Source organism: Ruegeria arenilitoris (assembly GCF_013035315.1).
In the GTDB taxonomy this organism is placed as follows: Bacteria; Pseudomonadota; Alphaproteobacteria; order Rhodobacterales; family Rhodobacteraceae; genus Ruegeria; species Ruegeria arenilitoris_D.
This window is the reverse complement of sequence record NZ_WQHP01000004.1, coordinates 115765-137683: the sequence shown is the minus strand read 5'-3', so window position 1 is coordinate 137683 and position 21919 is coordinate 115765. Positions and strand designations below refer to the sequence as shown.

Annotated in this window: 20 protein-coding genes and 2 tRNA genes; 10 read left to right on the top strand and 12 right to left on the bottom strand. The window is 58.9% G+C overall.

The annotated features are described in order from the left end of the window. Positions 1 to 315 precede the first annotated feature (315 nt). Positions 316 to 762: a DUF302 domain-containing protein gene (locus tag GOV53_RS10420; protein ID WP_254439262.1), complete on the top strand. Its 447-nt coding sequence runs from the start codon at positions 316 to 318 to the stop codon at positions 760 to 762. Between the two features lie 79 nt (positions 763 to 841). Here the strand turns inward: GOV53_RS10420 and hisA are convergent, their stop codons facing one another. Further along, entirely contained in the window at positions 842 to 1564 is a 723-nt protein-coding gene (hisA, locus tag GOV53_RS10415; RefSeq protein ID WP_170466284.1) for a 1-(5-phosphoribosyl)-5-[(5-phosphoribosylamino)methylideneamino]imidazole-4-carboxamide isomerase, read from the bottom strand. A 134-nt stretch (positions 1565 to 1698) separates the two neighbouring features. Here hisA and GOV53_RS10410 point away from each other — a divergent pair, with 134 nt between their 5' ends. Continuing rightward, complete coding sequence (locus tag GOV53_RS10410; protein ID WP_170466281.1) at positions 1699 to 2100, top strand: DUF2147 domain-containing protein; 402 nt, start codon at positions 1699 to 1701, stop codon at positions 2098 to 2100. A 4-nt stretch (positions 2101 to 2104) separates the two neighbouring features. On the opposite strand, the gene hisH is transcribed toward GOV53_RS10410, so the two are convergent. Next, on the bottom strand, positions 2105 to 2743 hold the full coding sequence (gene hisH / locus GOV53_RS10405) for an imidazole glycerol phosphate synthase subunit HisH (protein WP_170466278.1): 639 nt from the start codon (positions 2741 to 2743) through the stop codon (positions 2105 to 2107). Then, positions 2744 to 3331, bottom strand: a complete 588-nt coding sequence (hisB, locus tag GOV53_RS10400) for an imidazoleglycerol-phosphate dehydratase HisB (protein ID WP_170466275.1) — start codon at positions 3329 to 3331, stop codon at positions 2744 to 2746. Between the two features lie 154 nt (positions 3332 to 3485). Between hisB and GOV53_RS10395 the strand changes: the two genes are divergently transcribed. Beyond that, positions 3486 to 3725 carry an Lrp/AsnC family transcriptional regulator gene (locus GOV53_RS10395; RefSeq protein WP_074735480.1) on the top strand — a complete coding sequence of 80 codons (240 nt, stop codon included), beginning with the start codon at positions 3486 to 3488 and terminating at the stop codon, positions 3723 to 3725. On the opposite strand, the gene GOV53_RS10390 is transcribed toward GOV53_RS10395, so the two are convergent. The 7 genes from GOV53_RS10390 to GOV53_RS10360 all read right to left on the bottom strand — a co-directional run bounded on the left by GOV53_RS10390 (position 3726) and on the right by GOV53_RS10360 (position 11012). Continuing rightward, positions 3726 to 4328, bottom strand: coding sequence for a hypothetical protein (locus GOV53_RS10390; protein ID WP_170466272.1), 603 nt, complete (start codon positions 4326 to 4328; stop codon positions 3726 to 3728). Between the two features lie 49 nt (positions 4329 to 4377). Further along, positions 4378 to 5244 carry a GNAT family N-acetyltransferase gene (locus GOV53_RS10385; protein WP_170466268.1) on the bottom strand — a complete coding sequence of 289 codons (867 nt, stop codon included), beginning with the start codon at positions 5242 to 5244 and terminating at the stop codon, positions 4378 to 4380. Between the two features lie 86 nt (positions 5245 to 5330). Further along, positions 5331 to 5405, bottom strand: a tRNA-Gly gene (locus GOV53_RS10380). Positions 5406 to 5439: 34 nt separating this feature from the next. Next, a tRNA-Gly gene (locus GOV53_RS10375) sits at positions 5440 to 5514 on the bottom strand. 316 nt (positions 5515 to 5830) lie between these two features. After that, the gene (locus tag GOV53_RS10370; protein ID WP_170466265.1) at positions 5831 to 6214 is read right to left on the bottom strand and encodes an MAPEG family protein; all 384 of its coding nucleotides are present in this window, start codon (positions 6212 to 6214) and stop codon (positions 5831 to 5833) included. 78 nt (positions 6215 to 6292) lie between these two features. Further along, positions 6293 to 9730 carry a pyruvate carboxylase gene (locus GOV53_RS10365; protein ID WP_170466262.1) on the bottom strand — a complete coding sequence of 1146 codons (3438 nt, stop codon included), beginning with the start codon at positions 9728 to 9730 and terminating at the stop codon, positions 6293 to 6295. Positions 9731 to 9857: 127 nt separating this feature from the next. Then, entirely contained in the window at positions 9858 to 11012 is a 1155-nt protein-coding gene (locus GOV53_RS10360) for an alpha-hydroxy acid oxidase (protein WP_170466260.1), read from the bottom strand. A 178-nt stretch (positions 11013 to 11190) separates the two neighbouring features. On the opposite strand from GOV53_RS10360, the gene GOV53_RS10355 reads away from it, so the two are divergent. Next, positions 11191 to 13584 (top strand): ATP-dependent helicase, encoded by a 2394-nt coding sequence (locus GOV53_RS10355; protein WP_170466257.1) that lies wholly within the window; start codon positions 11191 to 11193, stop codon positions 13582 to 13584. Here GOV53_RS10355 and GOV53_RS10350 read toward each other — a convergent pair. Both GOV53_RS10350 and GOV53_RS10345 read right to left on the bottom strand, forming a co-directional pair. Beyond that, on the bottom strand, positions 13581 to 13871 hold the full coding sequence (locus GOV53_RS10350) for a DUF1330 domain-containing protein (RefSeq protein ID WP_170466254.1): 291 nt from the start codon (positions 13869 to 13871) through the stop codon (positions 13581 to 13583). The two genes, GOV53_RS10355 and GOV53_RS10350, sit on opposite strands and share 4 nt — an antisense overlap. 374 nt (positions 13872 to 14245) lie before the next feature. Further along, on the bottom strand, positions 14246 to 14470 hold the full coding sequence (locus tag GOV53_RS10345; protein WP_170422733.1) for a DUF1127 domain-containing protein: 225 nt from the start codon (positions 14468 to 14470) through the stop codon (positions 14246 to 14248). 905 nt (positions 14471 to 15375) lie between these two features. On the opposite strand from GOV53_RS10345, the gene mraZ reads away from it, so the two are divergent. From mraZ to GOV53_RS10315, 6 genes are read left to right on the top strand one after another with little or no spacing between them, the layout of a single operon-like run. Then, entirely contained in the window at positions 15376 to 15879 is a 504-nt protein-coding gene (gene mraZ, locus GOV53_RS10340) for a division/cell wall cluster transcriptional repressor MraZ (protein WP_170466250.1), read from the top strand. A gap of 4 nt (positions 15880 to 15883) precedes the next feature. Further along, the gene (gene rsmH / locus GOV53_RS10335; RefSeq protein ID WP_170422729.1) at positions 15884 to 16876 is read left to right on the top strand and encodes a 16S rRNA (cytosine(1402)-N(4))-methyltransferase RsmH; all 993 of its coding nucleotides are present in this window, start codon (positions 15884 to 15886) and stop codon (positions 16874 to 16876) included. Then, on the top strand, positions 16873 to 17241 hold the full coding sequence (ftsL, locus tag GOV53_RS10330) for a cell division protein FtsL (protein WP_170422727.1): 369 nt from the start codon (positions 16873 to 16875) through the stop codon (positions 17239 to 17241). Before rsmH ends, ftsL begins: the two co-directional genes overlap by 4 nt. Then, positions 17238 to 19025: a peptidoglycan D,D-transpeptidase FtsI family protein gene (locus GOV53_RS10325; protein WP_170466248.1), complete on the top strand. Its 1788-nt coding sequence runs from the start codon at positions 17238 to 17240 to the stop codon at positions 19023 to 19025. Before ftsL ends, GOV53_RS10325 begins: the two co-directional genes overlap by 4 nt. 22 nt (positions 19026 to 19047) lie before the next feature. Beyond that, positions 19048 to 20529, top strand: a complete 1482-nt coding sequence (locus tag GOV53_RS10320; RefSeq protein WP_170466246.1) for a UDP-N-acetylmuramoyl-L-alanyl-D-glutamate--2,6-diaminopimelate ligase — start codon at positions 19048 to 19050, stop codon at positions 20527 to 20529. Then, positions 20526 to 21917 (top strand): UDP-N-acetylmuramoyl-tripeptide--D-alanyl-D-alanine ligase, encoded by a 1392-nt coding sequence (locus tag GOV53_RS10315; protein WP_170466242.1) that lies wholly within the window; start codon positions 20526 to 20528, stop codon positions 21915 to 21917. The genes GOV53_RS10320 and GOV53_RS10315 overlap by 4 nt, the downstream gene beginning before the upstream one ends. The last annotated feature ends 2 nt before the right edge of the window (positions 21918 to 21919 follow it).

Genomic DNA, 21919 nt, shown 5'->3' with positions numbered 1-21919 from the left:
TGTGCAAAAACTGAATACTATCGCAAATCTTAACCACGAATTGTTCGACAACTCTGTGCTTGTAATGCTCACTGCTGAAACCCCTGCTCGAGTTTGTTGCCGCGACGCTATCGGCGAATTTAGACCAAGTTGGGGCTAATTTTGGTAAAATGTCTGTTAGAAAGACGTATTGTTCTCGGATTAAAGACGGTCGATGGGTGGGCTGGCACGGCAATAATTCAGCCACCAGAAATGCCTTGCCGATGCCGGACTTGTGGTCTCGAAATTGCGCAAACCTGTGGAATTAACAGTGAAAATTACAGAAGGAAGTCCAATATGCGAAAACTGATACTGGCAACTATTCTGACCTTCGGAGGGGCAATGTCCGCCATGGCCGACGATATCATCAAGGTAAACACGAGCAAATCGGTGCAAGAGGCTATGGACGCCCTCGAAGCTGCCGCGGGCAACGCGGGCGCGACCGTTTTTGCGCGGGTGGATCACGCTGCGGGCGCGGACAAGGTCGGGCTTAGCATTCCGGCCAATCAAGTACTGATCTTTGGCAATCCGGCGCTGGGCACGCCGGCGATGCAGATCGATCCACGGGCCGGTTTGTTCTTGCCGCTCAAGGTTCAGGCATACGAAGACGAGAATGGGCAGGTTTGGCTGGCCTATGAAGTTCCCAAAGAAACGATGGACGAACTTGACGAAGTCGAGAAGTCGCCCGTCATAGAAAAGATGCGCGGCGCGCTTGCCAAGCTGACCTCGGTCGCGGCGCAATAGCGCGGGTCGACCGCTCGAATTCAGAAAAAAGGCTGAGCTGCCGCCTGATCAATGCGGCAGCGCTTTGCCAAATGGCTTGTCAGTTGCTTAGCGCCTTCAACGCTTTAGCCAGGTCAATAGCACCGTCATACAACGCGCGGCCCGAGATCGCCCCGTTTAGCGCGACACCGCAGTCTCGCAGGGCGATAAGATCGTCGATGGACGAAACGCCACCAGATGCAATCACAGGGATCGACACCGCGCGGGCCAGGTCTGCTGTTGCCTCAATATTCGGCCCTTGCATCGCTCCGTCGCGGTTGATGTCAGTATAGATAATCGCCGCGACGCCTGCGTCTTCGAAGCTGCGGGCTAGGTCGGTCACATGGACGTTGGTTTCTTCGGCCCAGCCTTTGGTGGCGACCATGCCGTTGCGGGCATCGATGCCCACGGCCACTTTGCCGGGAAACGCTTTGGCAGCTTCGCGGACCAGATCGGGGTTTTCGACCGCAACGGTGCCCAGAATGACCCGGGCCAACCCTTTTTCGATCCAGGCTTCGATCGTTGCCATATCGCGGATGCCACCACCCAACTGGGCAGGTACGTTGCATTCCTTCAGGATGGCCTCAACCGGTGCGGCGTTGACCGGCTCACCCGCGAAGGCACCGTTCAGATCCACCAGATGCAGCCACTCGCAGCCCGCCTCGACAAACGCGCGCGCCTGAGAGGCCGGATCGTCGTTGAATACGGTGGCCTTATCCATTTCTCCGCGCAACAGGCGCACGGCCTGGCCGTCTTTGAGGTCGATGGCGGGGTAGAGGATCATGTCAGGTGGCCCTATATCAGAAGTGTTCGCGCGGGATATCGCACAAGCGGGGCAGGGGATGCAACGCGACGCAAAGTCAATCTTGCCCGAAGCTGACCAGCGGGCCAGAGTGGCAGCCAAACAGGGAGGATATCATGAAGAAACTCACACTCGTAGCAGCATTCGCGGCCATGGCAGCGGGCACTGCGGCCGCAGACCCGGTTGACGGCCTTTGGAAAACTCAGCCCGGAGATACCGGCGGGTATCTGCACGTATCGATCGCTGAATGTGGCAGCGCCATTTGCGGCACCATCGACTCGGCTTTTGATGGCCAGGGCAACCAGCAACTGAGCTATGAAAACCTGGGTAAACAAATCATCTGGGACATGGTTCCCGATGGCGGCGGCAGTTATAGCGGTGGCAAAATCTGGGCGCCGGACCGCGACAAGACCTACAGCTCGAAAATGACGCTGGACAGCCAAAACAAGCTGACCGTCAAGGGCTGTGTTGCAGGTGGCCTGGTATGCCGCGGGCAGGACTGGACGCGGGTTCAGTAACCTATCAAGGCGTCCAGGTCAGGAAATTCCCGATCATGCGCAGCCCCACATCCTGACTTTTTTCAGGGTGAAACTGCATTCCAACCATCGTGTCGCGGCCAATCACGGCCGTGACTTCCTGCCCGTAATTGACATAGGCCAACCGCTCGGCCGGATTGGTGACGCGGAAGTGGTAGGAGTGGACGAAATAGGTATGGTCGCCTGTTTGCACTCCGGCAAAGACCGGGTGGTCACTTTCTAGAACCAGATCGTTCCACCCCATATGGGGAACTTTCAGCGCGTTGTCTGACGGTTCGATCCGCACTACATCGCCAGCAACCCAGTCCAGACCGTCGGTCTCAGTGTATTCGTGGCCTTTCGAGGCCATCAGCTGCATGCCCACGCAGATGCCCAGAAAGGGGCGGCCCTTCTGCTCGACGGCCTCGACCATTGCGTCGTAAATGCCTTTGTGGCCGCGCAACTCGGCGGCACAGGCAGGAAAGGCGCCGTCACCGGGCAACACCAGTCGATCCGCGTGTGCAACGACGTCCGCGTCCGAGGTCACAACGACCTCACCGGCGTTCACCTCGCGTGCCATGCGTTGAAACGCCTTTTCGGCCGAGTGCAGGTTGCCGCTCTCGTAGTCAATGATGGCTGTCAGCATTTACAGCGCGCCCTTCGTGGACGGAATCGCGTCAGCCTTGCGCGGATCGGTTTCAACCGCCAGGCGCAACGCGCGGGCAACGGCCTTGAAGGCCGCTTCGGCGATGTGGTGGCTGTTGAACCCGTGCAACTGGTCGATGTGCAGGGTGATGCCGCCATGGGTGCTGAGCGCCTGAAAAAACTCGCGCACCAGTTCAGTGTCGAATGTGCCAATCTTGGGTGTGGGCAGAACCACGTTCCAGATCAGGAACGGACGGCCAGACAGGTCCAGCGCACAGCGCACCTGTGCGTCATCCATGGGCAGGTGGCATTCGCCATAGCGACGGATGCCTTTCTTGTCGCCCAGAGCCTGCGTCAGGGCCTGACCCAACGCGATGCCGGTATCTTCGACCGTGTGGTGGTCGTCGATGTGGTAATCGCCCTTTGCGCGTATTGTCATATCTATCAGCGAATGGCGCGCAAGCTGATCCAGCATATGGTCAAAGAAGCCAACGCCGGTCTGATTGTCATAGGTGCCGGTGCCGTCCAGATTGACCTCGACCGAGATTTCGGTCTCGGCGGTCTGACGGCTGATCTTTGCGCTGCGCATGGGCGAATTCCTTTTGCTACAGGCGCGCTTATAGACGCGGACGGGCCGCCTTATCCAGACCAAGTGTGGTATTCACCGCAAACTGTTGCAGGGGATTGCGCCCGGTCGCAGCCCATGCCAGCCTGCGGGCAATTCAATCAACAAGGCACGGCCCATGTCCACCTGCGTTTTCATCCAGATCCGCTGTAAACCCGGCACCACCTACAAGGTTGCCGAAGAAATCGCTCTGCGCGAAATCCACTCTGAGCTCTATTCGACCAGCGGCGAATACGACCTGCTGCTCAAGCTCTACATCCCCGAGACGGACGATGTCGGTCACTTCATCAATGAAAACCTGCTGGTGATCCCGAATATCGAACGGTCTTTGACCACGATGACGTTCAAGGCGTTCTGACTAGATCGAAGCCTCGGAGACCGAGGGGTGCTGCGGCGCACACACCAGAACCGCGCCGCTGCGTGACTGCTGATCAGTTGCTCCTGCCCGGAGCAACTGATGTGTCCCGAACAACACCATCAACGGGGCTGCCAGTGAGACAAGATAGTTGTCCCCTGCCACGAGTGACCACACGATACCCAGCGCGCAAACCATCAGCAGAACAGCAGAATGCGCGCGCTTTTGTTTGGTGCTGTTGGGCTGATAGTTCAGAAAACCGTTTTGTGCGAAGGCAGTCAAAAGCAGCCCGACGACAAACACGCTCATCAAAACCAGCGTCGCGATGTTTCCGATTAACAGGGTCGCGGCGGTACGATGGCCCGATAGAATGAGGCCTTCGATCAACGGCGTGATTGCGATCATGAAAAGGTTGATCCCAAGCAAGATTGGCTGTGGCCGCAGGACCCTTCGGGCAAAGGCAACGTAGACCGCTGCCGCCAGAGCTGTTCCGACCCATCCGGCAAGTTGCAGGTCATCTGTTGTTCGAAACAGAACCATGAAACTTATGCCCGGCAGGTTTTCAAACATCTCAAGCAGCAATTGTCGTTGGTTCTTTCCCGGCATAACTTCGAGCTTTCTCAATTGATCGTTTCTCAGCAAGTTGAGGCGGAAATCACCCCAGCTCAAACGTTGTAATTCCGTAGATCCGGTCCAGATCGATCTCGGGTGCGTGACTGGAGTACATGCGACCGGTTTCGAAAACTTTGGTCAACCCCAACTGTTGCGCCAATGCCATGGCCTGTGCGTTGGGGTTGGGCATGTCGATGAACACCTCGTACCCCAACTGATCGGTTGGAATAGTGGTGAGCAGCGACACCAAAAGGGCCTGCGCGATCTCGGTTGTGTCAGCAAACAAGGGCCCAACTTTGTACCCGCTCAGACAGCGCCGCAGTGTGGCATACCCTCGAATCTGGCCGTTTTCTTCAAACACCCGCGAGACATGATTGGGGGCATCAAGCCAGGCCTTCAGAAAGGTCTCTCTTGGGGCGGGGAACAGGCCCCGGTCATACGTCCTCAGCGCGTCTGTGAGCGTACCCAGCGGTGCAATCTGATCGTGTGCAGACCGGCCTAAAGAGTTCAGGATTTCCCCCGCCGTGCCAGAGAAGCGATAGTTGTCATACGCCAGTGTGAAGCCGAACTTGCGATAATTGTCCTGCTGCTCGACTACGCCGTCCATACCCATGTTCCGGTGTTCGCAATGCGCTTTGACGGCCTCGGCCACCTGCAGCCCATATCCAGATCCACGGTGTTCTGGGCGAACGATATAAAACCCTAGAAACGAATAGCTATCGTCATAATTCACCGCCGAGGCCGACGCGATCATCTGCCCGTCCAGAAACCCGCCCTTGAACCCCTCGGGGTCGGAACTGCGGAAACACACCGCGTCGTGCAAACCCGGATTCCAGCCTTCCTGACCCGCCCAATCCACGGCTGTCTGGACCTCATCCTTTGTCAAAGCGCGAATAACATATTCTGGCATGGGCGCGTCTCCGTCGTGGTTGCGTACAACCCCGAGGATGCCGCAATGACATCGAAAGAACCAGAAGGTTTGGAGAGTTTGGTATCTGGAGCGGGCGAGGCGATTCGAACGCCCGACCCTAACCTTGGCAAGGTTATGCTCTACCCCTGAGCTACGCCCGCATCAGATACAAATTTTGACCTTTCGGTCTCTCAATGGAGCGGGCGAGGCGATTCGAACGCCCGACCCTAACCTTGGCAAGGTTATGCTCTACCCCTGAGCTACGCCCGCGCCGTTGAGTGAGGAGGGATGTATAAATTCCCACGCGGGGCTGCAAGCGGAAAAAACAAAAAAGCGGAAAATTATTTGCGACGGAACTGCGCCAGTTAATCGTTCAGGAACCAGAGCTTTGAAGAATAATAACAGTGGAGGTGAAAAAATGGCGCAATTGAAGGACCTGAAAATGGTGGCCCTGGCTGCAATGATTGTATTGGCCTCAACCCTTGCCGGGAAAGAGGAGGACCGAGTGGGGGACGTGCAACCGCACTTTAACGAAGCCCCCCGAATCGAAACGCGAGTTCTGGCGAGCTAAGCCCAGCCAGCTGGATCACAGCGCCAGCAGAAGGCTGGCGATCGCCGCGATGATCAGGACGGCAAATGTCAACAGCATGCCGATCTGGCGCAATATCACGATCTGCGGTTTGCGGCCAAAGCCATAGGCATGCAGCACACGACCGGACAGAATACCCAGCCCAAGCAGGTTGACCAGCCAAGCGCCTGCACCTTGCAGTTCGACCATAGCGATCATCAGCAGAGCAAACGGCGCGTATTCCGCAAAGTTCGAATGCGTCCGCATCACCTTGAGCATGTTTGTGTTGCCGCCATCGCCATAGGATATCTTGTCACCCCGGCGTTGCATGATGACCCGCACACTGAGCGCGACATAAAGAAGGGCCAGCAACGCGGCATAGACGGGGGTGATAGACAGCATGATCTGATCCTTTCTGGGCTACAAAAAAGGCCGCCCGGTTGCCCGAGCGGCCCTTCGTTGCCTAGAACGTTAGGCTGTTCATTCCAACTCGACCAGTAGGTCCTTTGCGTCAATCTGACCGCCGGGCTGGACGTGCACCGCCTTGACCGTTGCATCACGCTCGGCATGGATGCCGGTCTCCATCTTCATTGCCTCGATGGTCAGCAGCAGATCGCCTTCCTTGACCTCTTGTCCCGCGCTTACGGCGACGGTAGCCACCACGCCTGGCATCGGCGCGCCAATGTGGTTGGCGTTGCCTGCCTCGGCCTTCGGGCGCGATTGAGTCGTCGAGGTCACCAAACGGTTCGGAACCCGGATTACGCGGGGTTGGCCGTTGAGTTCAAAGAACACTTTGACCTCACCCTTCTCATCGGTCTCACCGATGGCCTGACAGCGGATTTCCAGGGTCTTACCGGGATCGATTTCCGCAGTGATCTCTTCTCCCGGTTCCATGCCATAGAAGAACGTGCGGGTTGGCAGTGCCCGAACTGGGCCGTAGATCCGGTGGCGGCCCATGTAATCCAGGAACACCTTGGGATACATCAGGTAGCCGTTCAGATCCTCGTCATCTACCTCTTTGCCTTCCAGCAATTGCGACAGCTCGGCGCGTGTGGCCTCAAGATCAACAGGCGGCACGTCTTTGCCCGGTCGGTCGGTGTTGGGGGCTTCGTCCTTCAACACCTTCTTGACGATGGTGTCCGGGAAACCGCCCGGAGGCTGACCCAGGTTGCCGCGCATCATGTCCACGACCGAGTCGGGGAAGGCTACGTCCGTCTGCGGGCTTTCCACATCGGAACGAGTCAGGCCCTGGCTGACCATCATCAGTGCCATGTCACCGACAACCTTGGAGGATGGGGTCACCTTCACAATGTCTCCGAACATCTGGTTCACGTCCGCATACATCTGGGCAACCTCGTGCCAGCGCTCTTCCAGCCCCAGTGAGCGGGCTTGCGCCTTGAGGTTGGTGAACTGCCCGCCGGGCATTTCGTGCAGATAGACCTCGGATGCCGGGGCTTGCAGGCTGGATTCGAAGGCCGCGTACTGACCACGAACCGCCTCGAAGTAATCGCTGATTTCGCGGATCGCCTTGATGTCCAGCCCGGTGTCACGGTCGGTGTGGCGCAGCGCCTCGACAACAGTACCCAACGTTGCCTGGGACGTGTTGCCGCTGAAGCTGTCCATCGCGCAGTCCACCGCGTCGACGCCGGCCTCGGACGCCGCCAAAATGGTTGCGCTGGCGATGCCTGCGGTGTCGTGGGTGTGGAAGTGGATCGGCAGGCCGACTTCTTCCTTCAGAGCGCGAATCAGGATTTTGGCCGAAGCGGGTTTCAGCAGACCAGCCATGTCTTTCAGGCCCAGAATATGCGCGCCTGCGTCGCGCAACTCTTTCGCCATGCCGACGTAGTATTTCAGGTCATACTTGGCACGATCCGGGTCCAGAATGTCGCCGGTATAGCAAACGGTGCCTTCACAGATCTTGCCGTTCTCTACGACAGCGTCCATCGCGACGCGCATATTCTCGACCCAGTTCAGCGAGTCGAAGACGCGGAACACGTCGATGTTTTCCGATGCCTGACGCACGAATTCCTGAACGACGTTGTCGGGGTAGTTGGTGTAACCCACACCATTCGCGCCGCGCAGCAACATCTGCGTCATCAGATTCGGCATCGCTTCGCGTAGATCGCGCAGGCGCTGCCATGGGCATTCCTGCAAGAAGCGGTAGGCCACGTCGAAGGTCGCGCCGCCCCAGCATTCGACACTGAACAATTGCGGCAGGTTGGCCGCATATGTCGGGGCCACCTTGATCATGTCGATCGAGCGCATCCGGGTCGCCAGAAGCGACTGGTGCCCATCACGCATGGTGGTGTCGGTGATCAGCAGTTGCCGCTGGGCTTTCATCCAGTCGGCCACGGCCTGCGGGCCTTTTTGTTCCAGCAGGTTTCGGGTGCCCATCTGCGGCTCGGCCTTGGGTGCGGGGGCCTTGGCCTCTTTCAGATCGGCGCGGGGTTCCGGGCGATCCTTGGTCTCGGGGTGACCGTTCACCGTGATGTCGGCGATGTAAGTCAGAACTTTGGTGCCCCGGTCGCGGCGGCGCTTGAAGCTGAACAGGTCCGGCGTCGTGTCGATGAACTTGGTGGTGTATTCATTCGATAGGAAGGTCGGGTGTTTCAGCAGGTTGATGACAAAGTCGATATTGGTGCTGACGCCGCGAATACGGAACTCGCGCAGGGCGCGGTCCATACGGGCAATTGCCGCCTCGGGCGTCGGGGCCTTGGCGGTGACTTTGGTCAGCAACGAGTCGTAGTAGCGGGTGATGACGCCGCCCGCGTATGCGGTGCCGCCGTCCAGACGGATACCCATGCCGGTGGCCGAGCGATAGGCCGTGATGCGGCCGTAATCAGGGATGAAGTTGTTCTGCGGATCTTCCGTGGTGATCCGGGTTTGCAATGCATGGCCGGTCAAATGCACGTCTGCCTGGCTTGCGGCACCAGTCGCCTCGGCCAGAGTCTTCCCTTCGGCAATCAGGATCTGTGCCTGAACAATGTCGATGCCGGTGACTTCCTCGGTGACCGTGTGTTCCACCTGTACCCGGGGGTTCACTTCGATGAAGTAGAATTTGCCGGATTCCATATCCATCAGGAATTCGACGGTGCCGGCGCATTCATAGTTCACGTGGGCGCAGATTTTGCGACCCAGCTCACAAATCTCGGCGCGTTGTTCTTCCGACAGATACGGGGCAGGGGCGCGTTCAACGACCTTCTGGTTCCGACGCTGGACTGAGCAATCCCGTTCGTACAGGTGGTAAATCTCACCGTGTTTGTCGCCCAGAACCTGCACCTCGACGTGGCGGGCGCGGGTGATCATCTTTTCCAGATACCCCTCACCGTTGCCGAATGCTGCCTCGGCCTCGCGACGGCCTTCCAGAACCTTTTCTTCCAACTCGTCTGCCGAGTTGATCGGACGCATGCCGCGCCCGCCGCCGCCCCAGCTGGCTTTCAGCATCAGCGGATAGCCGATCTCTTTGGCCTCAGCGCGGATTGCGTCCATGTCGTCGCCCAGAACCTCGGTTGCGGGGATCACGGGCACGCCCGCTGCAATGGCCACTCGACGCGCGCTTGCCTTGTCACCCAGCGCGCGCATGGTCTCGGCTTTGGGGCCAATGAAGGTGATGCCGTTTTTCACACAGGCATCCACGAAATCGGGGTTTTCGGACAACAGGCCATAGCCGGGGTGGATCGCGTCGGCGCCGCATTCCTTCGCCACACGAATAATCTCGTCGATGCTCAGATATGCCGCGACCGGTCCCATCCCTTCGCCGATGCGATATGCCTCGTCTGCCTTGAAACGGTGCAAGCCCAGCTTATCTTCCTCGGCGAAGACAGCGACGGTGCGTTTGCCCATCTCATTGGCTGCGCGCATCACGCGAATGGCAATCTCGCCGCGGTTGGCGATCAGGATCTTATTGAAGTCAGTCATGTCGGGTCCCGGTCCTACTTGTTTGGCCGTGTTGATAGGCGGACAATACGCGCACGTATATCAGTCGTTCTGGGTAGAACCGGCATGTTAACGCTCGCAAACGCCCCCTGTTAGCGCTATCTTTCTTCTAGCGCTGCATTGCGGCATCGGCAAGCGGTGTGATCGGCGGAAGATCGGCTAGCGACTCGGCCCCCAACTGGCCCATGTTGGCCTGCATATCCTGCCGCAAAATATCGATAGCATGAGCCGGACCTTGGGCGCCCAAGGCCCCAAGGGCATACATAAAGCCGCGCCCCAACATCACGAAATCGGCTCCCAGCGCCTTGGCGCGCAGGATGTCCAGACCACTTTCGATCCCGCTGTCAAAGATCAGCGGCAAGTCTGTGGCCGCGCGAATAGCGGGCAGGGCGTCGACACTGGCGGGGGCACCATCGAATTGGCGACCGCCGTGATTCGAAATCCAGATGGCATCCACCCCGGCTTGCTGAAGTGGTGCGGCATCCTCGGGGCGTTGCACGCCCTTCACGATCAGGGGGCCATCCCATGCATCACGCAACCAGTGCACGTATTCCATATCCGGCGAGGTGCGCAGCAAGTATCCCACGTGGGCTGTCGGCGGCAGGTTGCTGGAGTTGTCCGTGTACTTGTCCAGCGTCCGCATGCGCGGCGGGCCACTGCGGGCCATCCCAAGTGCCCATTCAGGACGCATCATGATTTGCGCCAGCAGGCGCGGCGTCAACCTTGGTGGGTTTGTCAGCCCCGAGCGCGTCTGGCGCTCGCGCCGGGACGCGACCGGCACGTCTGCGGTCATCACCAGCGTAGTGAACCCGGCGTCGCGCACCCGTTGCAAAAGGTCCTTGCGAATATCTGGATCTTTGGGCGGGTACAGTTGGAACCACGCATTTTCCCCCAGATGAGGCGCGACGTCTTCCGGACTTTGGCTGGCAACGTTCGAAAGGGTGAACGGCAGCCCGGCTTTGGCGGCAGCGCGGGCCAGATGGCCTTCGGCATCGGGCCAGATCAACCCGGCCATGCCAATTGGCGCAACGCCGAAAGGCAGAGGGTACGTATGGCCCAGAAACGTGGTCGATGTGTCGAACTCCATCGGTCCGTGCAGGATCGAGGGCAGAAACCCAACGCGATCCAACCCTGCGCGGTTGCGGTGCAGGGTGGCCTCGACCCCGGTGCCGCTGTCCAGATACTCCCACACAAAATGCGGTATTCTGCGCTGTGCGCGGTGTTTCAGGTCGGCAATGCCGGGGTAACGACTGTGAAGATCCATACGGATTGATCAGACCTAAGGCGCGATTCGGCAAGGATTTTAGGCTTTTGACCTGCCATCATGCCTTATGCGGAGAGCGCGCTGCGCCAGCTCGCGAGCAATTGACTGCAAAAAATAGGGCGAACAAGGCGTGAACAAACCCTTTCCCTCGTCGCGCATCCGGCGTAGTTTTACAGCTATGAGCAGTTTCGACGAAATGGACGCCTTTGAGGGCGCATCACTGTCCGCGCGCGCGATGGCTGCGCGCCCTATGCCTTATTTGGACGAGTTGAACCCGGCACAACGCGAGGCGGTTGAGCGGCTGGACGGTCCTGTTCTGATGTTGGCTGGGGCGGGGACCGGTAAAACCAAGGCGCTCACAGCGCGAATTGCCCATCTGCTTAGCACCGGGCGGGCACGCCCCAATGAGATTTTGTCGGTGACCTTCACCAACAAGGCCGCGCGCGAGATGAAGAACCGCGTCGGTCGTTTGCTGGGCCAACCGGCCGAGGGAATGCCGTGGTTGGGCACCTTTCATTCGATCTGCGTCAAGCTGCTGCGGCGGCATGCAGAGCTGGTCGATCTGAAGTCGAATTTCACCATTCTGGATACGGACGATCAGCTGCGCCTGCTCAAGCAGTTGATTCAGGCATCCAATATTGATGACAAACGCTGGCCCGCTCGGATGTTGGCCGGGATAATCGACGACTGGAAAAATCGCGCCCTGACGCCGGACAAAGTTCCTGCTGCAGACGCTGGGGCCTATAACCACAAAGGCGTTGAGATATATGCCCAATATCAGACCCGGCTGCGCGAACTGAATGCGGTGGATTTTGGTGATCTGCTGCTGCACATGGTCACCATCTTTCAAACCCATCAGGACGTGCTGGAGCAATACCAGCGCTGGTTCCGTTACATCCTGGTGGACGAGTATCAGGATACGAACGTCGCTCAGTATCTGTGGCTGAGGTTGCTGGCTGGGGCGCATAAGAACATTTGTTGCGTAGGAGACGATGATCAGTCAATTTATGGCTGGCGCGGGGCCGAGGTGGGCAACATCCTGCGGTTTGAGAAGGATTTCCCCGGCGCTTATGTCGTGCGGCTTGAGCAGAACTACCGCTCGACCCCGCATATTCTGGCGGCAGCGTCCAATGTCATCCGGGGCAACGAAAGCCGCTTGGGCAAGGAATTGTGGACCGACGCGCAAGATGGCGAGAAAGTTCGTCTGATCGGCCATTGGGATGGCGAGGAAGAGGCGCGTTGGATCGGAGAAGAGATCGACGCGATGCAGGGCGGAACGCGCGGTGTACGGCCCTTCAATCTGGACGAAATCGCGATTCTTGTTCGTGCTTCTCATCAAATGCGCGCGTTTGAGGACCGGTTCCTGACGATCGGTCTGCCCTATAAGGTCATCGGTGGCCCCCGTTTCTATGAGCGGATGGAGATTCGCGATGCGATGGCCTATTTCCGGCTGGTGGTCAGCCCCGGCGATGATCTGGCGTTCGAGCGGATCGTGAACACGCCCAAACGTGGGCTTGGTGACAAGGCGCAGCAGACGATCCAGATGACAGCGCGCGAAAATGGCGTGTCTTTGGTCGATGGCGCTCGGATCGCGGTCGATAACGGGTTGATCAAAGGTAAGGGTGGCAAGGCGCTGCGCGAACTGATCGATGGGCTGGCGCGGTGGAATGCGATGACGCGAGGCCCTCGGATCGAGGTCGACGATGACACGGTCATAGATGATGGCGCTCCTTTGCGGTTTGGCGAACCTGAGGTGTCGCATATCGAACTGGCGCAGATCATTCTGGACGAGTCCGGCTATACCGCTCATTGGCAAAACGAAAAGACGCCAGAAGCACCGGGGCGGTTGGAAAACCTCAAGGAATTGGTCAACCAGTTGGACAATTTCGAAAATCTGCAAGGGTTCCTGGAGCATGTCAGCCTGGTGATGGACAATGAGCAGGACGGTGACGGGGCCAAAGTCTCGATCATGACTTTGCACGCTGCAAAGGGCTTGGAGTTTCCGGCTGTGTTTCTACCGGGCTGGGAAGACGGGCTGTTCCCCTCGCAGCGCTCGATGGATGAATCCGGGATCAAGGGGCTCGAGGAAGAGCGGCGGCTGGCCTATGTCGGAATCACGCGCGCAGAAGAAGTCTGTACCATCTCCTTTGCCGCAAACCGTCGGGTATTCGGTCAATGGCAGAACGCCATGCCGTCTCGTTTCATCGATGAGCTGCCCGAAGACCATGTTGAAGTCCTCACACCTCCGGGCCTTTACGGGGGCGGTCAGACAACCGCTGGCATCGAGACCCGCGCGGCAGAAGCCAACGTTTACAATTCGCCGGGTTGGAAGCGGATGCAGGCGCGGCAGGGCCAGTTCGGGACGTCGCAACCGCGGGAGAGCCGAAATACGGTGATCGATGCTACAGCTGTGGCCAGTTTCACCCTCGGCGAACGGGTGTTCCATCAAAAATTCGGCTATGGCGCGGTGATTGGGATCGAAGGCGACAAGGTCGAAGTCGATTTCGATAAGGCTGGAATCAAGAAGGTGGTTTCCCGCTTTCTGTCTGCCAAGGATGATGTTCCGTTTTAAAGCCCTTCGACCAGAACCATATTGGCCGTCGCTGTACGATGCCGGATTTTTGCCAGTTCAATATAGTCGGGGTCGTCCTTCCACGCCTTGGCAGCTTCTATCGATGGAAATTCCATCAAAACAACGCCGTTTTCCGCCCAAGTGCCCTCAATCAATTCTACCGGTTTGGATGAAACTGTAAGCAAGCGGCCGCCGTGCCGATCAAAGACCGGCATGAATCCTTCAAGATACTTCTGGTACCCGTCCGGGTCGTGAATGGAAATCTGCGCGATGAAATAGGCGGCCATTGGAAGCTCCTGACTATCGGTTCAGGCATTCATCCTACATTCCAACTCAGGAAAACAAAAACGGCGGTTCCCAGGGAGGAGGAGGGGGAACCGCCGTTCTTTTCAACACCAAGGCAGGGAGGAGGAGAGCCCTGATGTATCCGAACCCGGGTTTGATCCCGGTATGAGTAAGACGCGGCGACGTCAGGGAGGAGGAGAGACGTCGCCGCGCGCTTTCAACACCGGGAAAGGGAGGAGGAGTACCCGGTGTATCATGTTCCGGCGTTCAGGGCCGGTATAAGGTGCGGCAACGTCAGGGAGGAGGAGAGACGTTGCCGCTGAAATACAGGTCCTAAGGGAGGAGGAAGGACCTGATCTCGGTGTTTCTGTTTCGCTTACCGTGCGACGTGGTCTTCGGCCGCTTGCAGGGCCAGGCGGCGGATCATCGAGCGGTGAAGGCCCAGATCAGCCAGTTCGCGGTTCGACAGTTCAGACAGTTCGTTGACCGTCTGGCGATAAATGCGGTACCGCGCGAACCGTGTCTTTGCAGCCTCAAACAGCGAAGCCAGGCCAGTTGCCGGTACGCCTTTGAGCGCGGTGTTCTGTGTTGCTACAGCCATTTGATTAACTCGATCTATTCGTTGTTGCCGGTGATGCCCGGCGCTTGCTTGAGACTGAAAATAGGCAAATGCTGCGATTGCACAATACCTGGCAACGTCAATGCCGCTATGCAGCAAATGCATAGATATCAACTGGTTGAAAACGAGCGGCCAAAGACTCCAATAAAATATGGCCCTTTGAGTCATCTTCCGTTGGGGCAAGTTTCAGTCTGATATTTCAGGTTTGAGAGTGGTGCGGGTTTTTTCAGCAGGTTTCGTTAATTCTTGTGCGTCCGGAGTACGCTCAAGGGCCTAAGGGTCGGTGATGACCCCCCTATGGGAAATCATGGGCGTCAATTGCGATGGGTGGGAAAAGCCGTGACCAATGGTGATTTCTCGCTGCGTGATTCGTTGCAAAAATCACTCGATTTGCTGTTTTTTCTGAGAATCTCGGTGAAGGGGGAATTTTTCTGGGAATTCGTGGGACGTTTTGGGTGATGCCATATTTTTGGCTTATTTAGTGTTTCTCTGGAGGGTGGAGTCTACTGGTTGTGCGCAAATGTTGATTTTCTTCAGTTTTAAGCTCGTCTAGAGTGCCGACGTTGGCAGAGAGTCTGAAAATTTCCTGTTGATTTCCATAAATTCCCATGTCATCCCTTATTCATCCGATGAGGACGAGGCACATGGGGCGCAAAACGACCCCGAACCAAATAAAATATCAGGTTTCATACAGGCATCTCGCTTTCATCAATCAAGAGATCCGGCGCGCGGGCGAGCAGACATCCCCCCAGGTGGCGCGCGCAGCTGGACATCCCGCTCAGCGGGTCAATGCGGCGGGTTGATCAGTGGCAGCAGATCAACCCGCCGTTTTTCATCCGGGGGGAACGTGAGACTTAGGTGGGGCGCAAGCGAAAGGGACAGTCGTCTTGGCGCGCAGGTTTAGAGGTGAAAGCCACCACAAGGTGGATACGAAGGGCAGGGTATCGATCCCGGCCTCGTTTCGCCGTGTGCTTGAGGCCTCTGATCCCAACTGGCAGCCCGGCGACACGCCTGAACTGGTGATTGTATACGGCGACCACCGCCGCAAGTTCCTTGAATGCTATACCATGCAGGCGATTGACGAGGTCGACGCCAAAATCGACGCGCTTCCACGTGGCTCGATGCAACGGAAGATGTTGCAGCGCATGTTCCACGGTCAATCTTTCCCGACCACCGTGGACGAAACCGGTCGTCTGGTACTGCCCGCCAAGCTGCGCAGCAAGATCGGGCTTGAGGGCGAGGCGTTCTTCATCGCCGCTGGTGACACGTTCCAGATCTGGAAGCCCGAGACCTACGAATCCGAAGAATTGGCCGCTGCCGAAGAATGGTTGGACGAACTGCCCGAGGACTTTGATCCTCTGGAGTTCCTTGACGGCACCGGGGATGCGTAACGGCATGGCCGGCGCTGATACCCCTTCCGACAAACCTCATATCCCTGTTCTGCTGCGCCCTTTGCTGGCGGCAGTTGCGCCGGTGTCAGGTGTCTGGCTGGACGGGACGTTCGGGGCAGGTGGGTACACTCGCGGTCTGTTGGAGGCCGGAGCCGACAGGGTTATCGGCGTGGATCGCGATCCGCTGGCATTCGAAATGGCCGCCGAGTGGGCCGGAGGCTATGGTGACCGGTTGGTGATGCAGCCCGGTGTGTTCTCTCGCATGGACGAGTACGCGCAGGACCTGGACGGGGTCGTTCTGGACTTGGGCGTATCCTCGATGCAGCTCGATCAGGCAGAGCGCGGCTTTTCCTTCATGAAAGATGGCCCGTTGGACATGCGCATGAGCCAGGAGGGCGAAAGCGCCGCTGATCTGGTCAACACCGCGACCGAGGCGCAATTGGCCGATATTCTGTTCCACTACGGAGAAGAACGCGCCAGCCGCCGCATTGCCAAGGCGATCGTCAAAGCCCGTTCCGAAGAACCGATTACCACGACATTGCGTTTGGCCGAGATCATTGAATCCTGCCTGCCGCGTCCCAAACCGGGGCAGTCCCATCCCGCTACGCGCAGCTTTCAGGGTCTGAGGATCGCGGTAAATGCCGAATATGAGGAACTGTATCAGGGCCTGATGGCCGCAGAACGTGCCCTGAAACCCGGCGGGCAACTGGCGGTCGTGACGTTTCATTCGATCGAGGACCGGATGGTCAAACGGTTCTTTCAGTCCCGTGCAGGCAAAACCGGACGCGCCAACCGTTATGCGCCAGAGATTGAACAGGAACTGCCGCAGTTCACGCTCAAGACCCGCAAGGCGGTGGGTCCGGATGATCAGGAACTGCAAGAGAATCCGCGCGCGCGCTCGGCCAAGCTGCGCGTCGCAATTCGGACTGAGGCTCCGGCGGGGGAAATTGAAGCCCGTGCTGTTGGAATGCCGCAACTGGGGGGAAGGGCAAAATGAAGAGTGTTTTGTATGTGTTGACTGCTCTGTCCGTGTTCGGACTGGCGTTGTGGGCCTATCAGGAGAACTACCGTACCCAGCAGGTCGTCAAGGAAACTCAGACCCTGCAGCGTCAAATCGGTATGGCGCAGGTGCGTCTGGCCGTGTTGAACGCCGAATGGGCCTATTTGAACCGGCCCGACCGCTTGCGCGAGCTGGCCGATCTGAATTTCGAACGTCTGGGGTTGTTGCCCTTGCGGGCCGAACAATTCGGTCGCGCCGACCAGATCGCCTATGCCGAGGATCCAGATCTGCCGATTGTCGATCCGATCGAGCTGCAGGCGATCACCGATACTCAGGCCTTGGGTGAGGTGCAGATCCCATGACCCGTACGCCCCTGCGCCCACTGGCACGTATCCTCGACGCGCGCGCGCGCGGAGAGAACCCTAAAACCATTGAACGTGAGAACATCCACAAACGCCACGAAGACATGAAAGACCGCGCCCGCGCGAGGGCAGAGGGTCGCTTGCTGGTGCTGGGCCTGTTCTTCTTTTGCGCATTCTCGGTGGTGGGTGTTCGGATGGGCATGCTGGCCACGTCCGAGGCGCAAGAGCCTGTCGCATCGGCCCCCGGTGCAGCGATTGCGATGCAGCGCGCCAATATCGTGGACCGCGAAGGGCGCATTCTGGCGACAAATCTGGACACCTATTCGGTCTACGCGCAGCCGCCCTTGATGATCGACCCGATTGCGGCAGCAGATCAGTTGGTTGCGATCTTCCCTGATCTGGACAAAGAGCGGTTGGTCAAGGACTTCACCGGCAACCGTAAGTTCCTGTGGATCAAGAAGCGTATCTCGCCCGAGCAGAAACAGGCGGTGCACGATATTGGCGATCCCGGCATTCTTTTCGGACCGCGCGAGATGCGGCTCTACCCGAATGGTCGTCTGGCCGCGCACATCTTGGGCGGGTCAAGCTTTGGGCGCGAAGGCGTCAGCGCAGCCGAGGTCATTGGCGTTGCAGGCGTCGAAAAGCAGTTCGACGATTATCTGCGTGATCCGGCCAATGGCCATAAGCCACTGCAGCTTTCGCTGGATTTGACCGTTCAGGCCGCCGTCGAGCAGGTGCTGTATGGCGGCATGAAGATCATGAACGCCAAGGGCGCATCAGCCGTTTTGATGAACGCGCATACGGGCGAGGTGATCTCGGCCGCCTCATTGCCATCCTTCGATCCCAACGATCGCCCGCGCCCGCCGACATCCGGCTTTGATCCGTCGGACAGCCCGCTGTTCAACCGCTATGTGCAGGGCGTTTATGAGCTGGGGTCTGTCTTCAAGATATTCACAGCCGCTCAGGCGGTTCAGCTGGGTCTGGTGAATTCAAACACGATCATCGACACTTCGGGTCCGATGAAGATTGGCCGTTTCCCGATTGGAGAGTTCAACGGCAAGAACTACGGCAAGATCAGCGTCGCGGATGTGATCGTCCACAGCTCGAACCGGGGCACCGGACGGCTGGCGCTGCAGATCGGCGCGCAGCGGCAGCAGGATTTCCTGCAGGCGCTTGGCATGTTCGACCCAACTCCATTCGAAATTGTCGAGGCCAAGGGGGGCGAGCCGCTCAAGCCCAAGAAATGGGGTGAGTTGAGCACGGTAACCATTTCCTATGGCCACGGACTGTCGACCAGCCCAATGCATCTGGCCGCTGGCTACGCGGCGATTGCCAACGGTGGGCACTATGTCAGTCCGACGATCCTGCGTAAGAACGGGCCGCAATACGGGCCGCGCGTCATGTCGGAAAGCGCTGCCAAGCAAGCGCAGGGCATGCTGCGCCGCGTTGTGACTGATGGCACGGCCAGCTTTGGCGATGTGGCTGGTTACGAAGTAGCCGGCAAAACCGGTACAGCGGACAAGCCCAAGCCGCGCGGTGGCTACTATGATGACAAGGTCATTTCGACCTTTGCCACGCTGTTCCCGGCTTATGATCCGAAATACGTTCTGATCGTCACGCTGGATGAACCCTCGATCGTCGCCTATGGCGAAAAGCGTCGTACGGCAGGCTGGACAGCCGTCCCCGTGGCCGCAGAACTGATCGGTCGGATTGCGCCTCTGCTGGGCCTGCGTCCCCGGCTTGAGCCTGATGCGGGCGCTGCTATAACGCTGACCTCAAATTAGGCTGTCCGGCAAGAGGTGGGTCATGGGCACAAGGACAAAGAAACTCAGCCAACTGGCCCTGACCGCGCGCGGCGGGTCCAATCCTGACATCACCGGGTTGGCCGTCGACAGCCGAGAGGTGAAGGACGGATTCCTGTTTGCAGCTTTGCCCGGAACACGGGTGCATGGCGGCGAGTTTATCCAATACGCTTTGCGCATGGGGGCAGCGGCTATCCTGACGGATGCCGAAGGGGCCGAGATTGCCGCCAACGAACTGGCCGCGTCCGATGCGGCCCTGATTGTAGTAGAAGACCCGCGCCAGGCGTTGGCGGGAAGCGCCGCGCTGTGGTTCGGCGCGCAGCCTCAGACCATCGTTGCGGTGACTGGCACCAACGGCAAAACCTCTGTCGCGACCTTTGTGCGTCAGATCTGGACCGAGCTGGGTCATGCCGCCGTCAATCTGGGTACAGCCGGGGTCGAAGGCGCTTGGACCGCTCCGCTGGCGCATACCACGCCCGAGCCGATCACCCTGCATCGCTGCCTGTCCGAGGCAACCGAGAACGGAGTGACCCATGCCGCGATGGAAGCTTCGTCCCACGGGTTGGAACAGCGTCGCCTGGACGGCGTGCAATTAACGGCTGCGGGGTTTTCGAACTTTACCCAAGACCACCTGGATTATCATGAGACGTTCGAGGCGTATTTCAACGCCAAGGCGGGTCTGTTTGATCGTGTTCTGCCGCAGGACGGCACGGTTGTCGTGAACATGAGCGACCCGAAAGGCGCTCAGGTCCGCCGGATTGCCAAGGATCGCGGTCAGAAAGTACTGACGGTTGGGCTGGGGGAAGCAGATCTGTGTCTGATCAACCAGCGGTTTGACGCAACGGGGCAGGATCTGCGGTTTTCGTGGCAGGGCAAGGTTTTCCAAACCCGCCTGAACCTGATCGGTGGCTTTCAGGCCGAAAACATCCTGCTGGCCTGCGGCCTTGTCATCGCGGCTGGGGATGAGCCAGAGCGCGTGTTCGAGACACTGCCGCATCTGACAACGGTTCGTGGCCGCATGCAACTGGCCGCGACCCGCGAAAACGGGGCGGCGGTGTTCGTGGATTATGCCCATACGCCTGACGCAGTGGCGACCGCGCTCAAGGCGCTGCGCCCGCATGTCATGGGCCGGCTGATCGCCATCGTTGGTGCAGGTGGGGACCGCGATGCCACCAAACGCCCGTTGATGGGGCAAGCCGCCGCCAACAACGCCGATGTGGTCTTTGTGACCAACGACAACCCGCGCAGCGAAGATCCGGCAACCATTCGCGCTGCCGTTATGGAAGGCGCGCCGGACGCGACAGAGGTCGGAGACCGCGCCGAGGCAATCCTGCGCGGTATCGACGCTCTGCAACCAGGCGACGCCTTGTTGATCGCGGGCAAAGGGCATGAAACCGGCCAGATTGTTGGTGATCAGGTTCTGCCGTTTGATGATGTCGAGCAGGCCAGCATCAGCGTGGCCGCTTTGGACGGGAGGGTCGCATGACGCTCTGGACTGCGGCAGAGGCTTCTGAGGCAACCGGTGGACGCGCGACCTCGGATTGGAAGGTCGATGGAGTGTCCATCGACACGCGCACCATTCAACCCGGCGATCTGTTTGTTGCGCTGAAAGCCGCGCGAGACGGGCATGATTTTGTCGCGCAGGCCTTGGAAAAGGGGGCAGGGGCGGCTCTGGTGTCGCGCATTCCCGAAGGTGTGGCTGAAGATGCGCCCCTGTTGATCGTAGATGACGTGCAGGCCGGGCTGGAAGCGCTGGGCCGGGCCGGTCGTGCCCGAACTGGCGCGCGGGTGCTGGGTGTAACGGGCAGCGTCGGCAAGACTTCGACCAAGGAAATGCTGGCTACAATACTGGAAACGCAGGGAAAAACCCATGTGAGTGTTGCCAGCTACAACAACCATTGGGGCGTGCCGCTGACACTGGCCCGGATGCCACGGGACACCGATTTCGCGGTGATTGAGATTGGCATGAATCACCCCGGAGAGATCTCTCCGCTGGCGCAGCAAGCCCGTCCGCATGTGGCGCTGGTGACGACCGTGGCGGCGGTGCATCTTGAGGCATTCGACTCGGTGGCCGGTATTGCGCATGAGAAAGCGGCGATCTTTTACGGCCTGACCGAAGGCGGTTCGGCCATCGTGAACGCCGACATCGAACATGCGGATATCTTGCGCGATTGCGCGCGGGATCGCGGTGCTAAGGCGGTGGAGTTTGGACGCGAAGGCACTGACTACACGCTGACCGGTGTAACCCAGCAGTCCAATTCGGTGCACGCAACGGCGAACGTTGGCGGGCAGCAGATTGAATATGATGTGCAGTCTGCCGGAACCCACTTTGCGATGAATGCGCTGGGGGCCCTCGCGGCCTGCGTCGAAATGGGCGTTGATCTGAACGAGGCGATTTCGGGCCTCGGCGGATGGTCGCCGGTCAAAGGGCGCGGAGTGCGCGAACAGATCGCTTTGGCCAATGGCGGGCGGATCGAGTTGTTGGATGACAGTTATAACGCCAACCCGACCTCGATGGAGGCCGCATTGGACGTGCTGGCCGCTGCGCAAGGACAAAGACGCATCGCTTTTCTGGGCGATATGAAAGAGTTGGGGGCTGATGAAATCGCCATGCATGCGGCGATGGCCGAGGTTCCTGCCATGCAGCGCGTGGACAAGGTGCACTGCGTCGGGCCACTGATGCAGGCATTGCACCGTGCGCTTCCGACGGACAAACGCGGGCTGTGGTTCGAGACGAGTGCCGAGATGGCAGCGCGGCTTCCTGAGCTGATTCAGGACGGTGACACCGTGTTGGCTAAGGGATCACTCAGCATGGCGCTGGCACAGATTGTTGACGGTTTGCGTAAAATGGGGCAAGGGGGCGCGCTTGATTGATG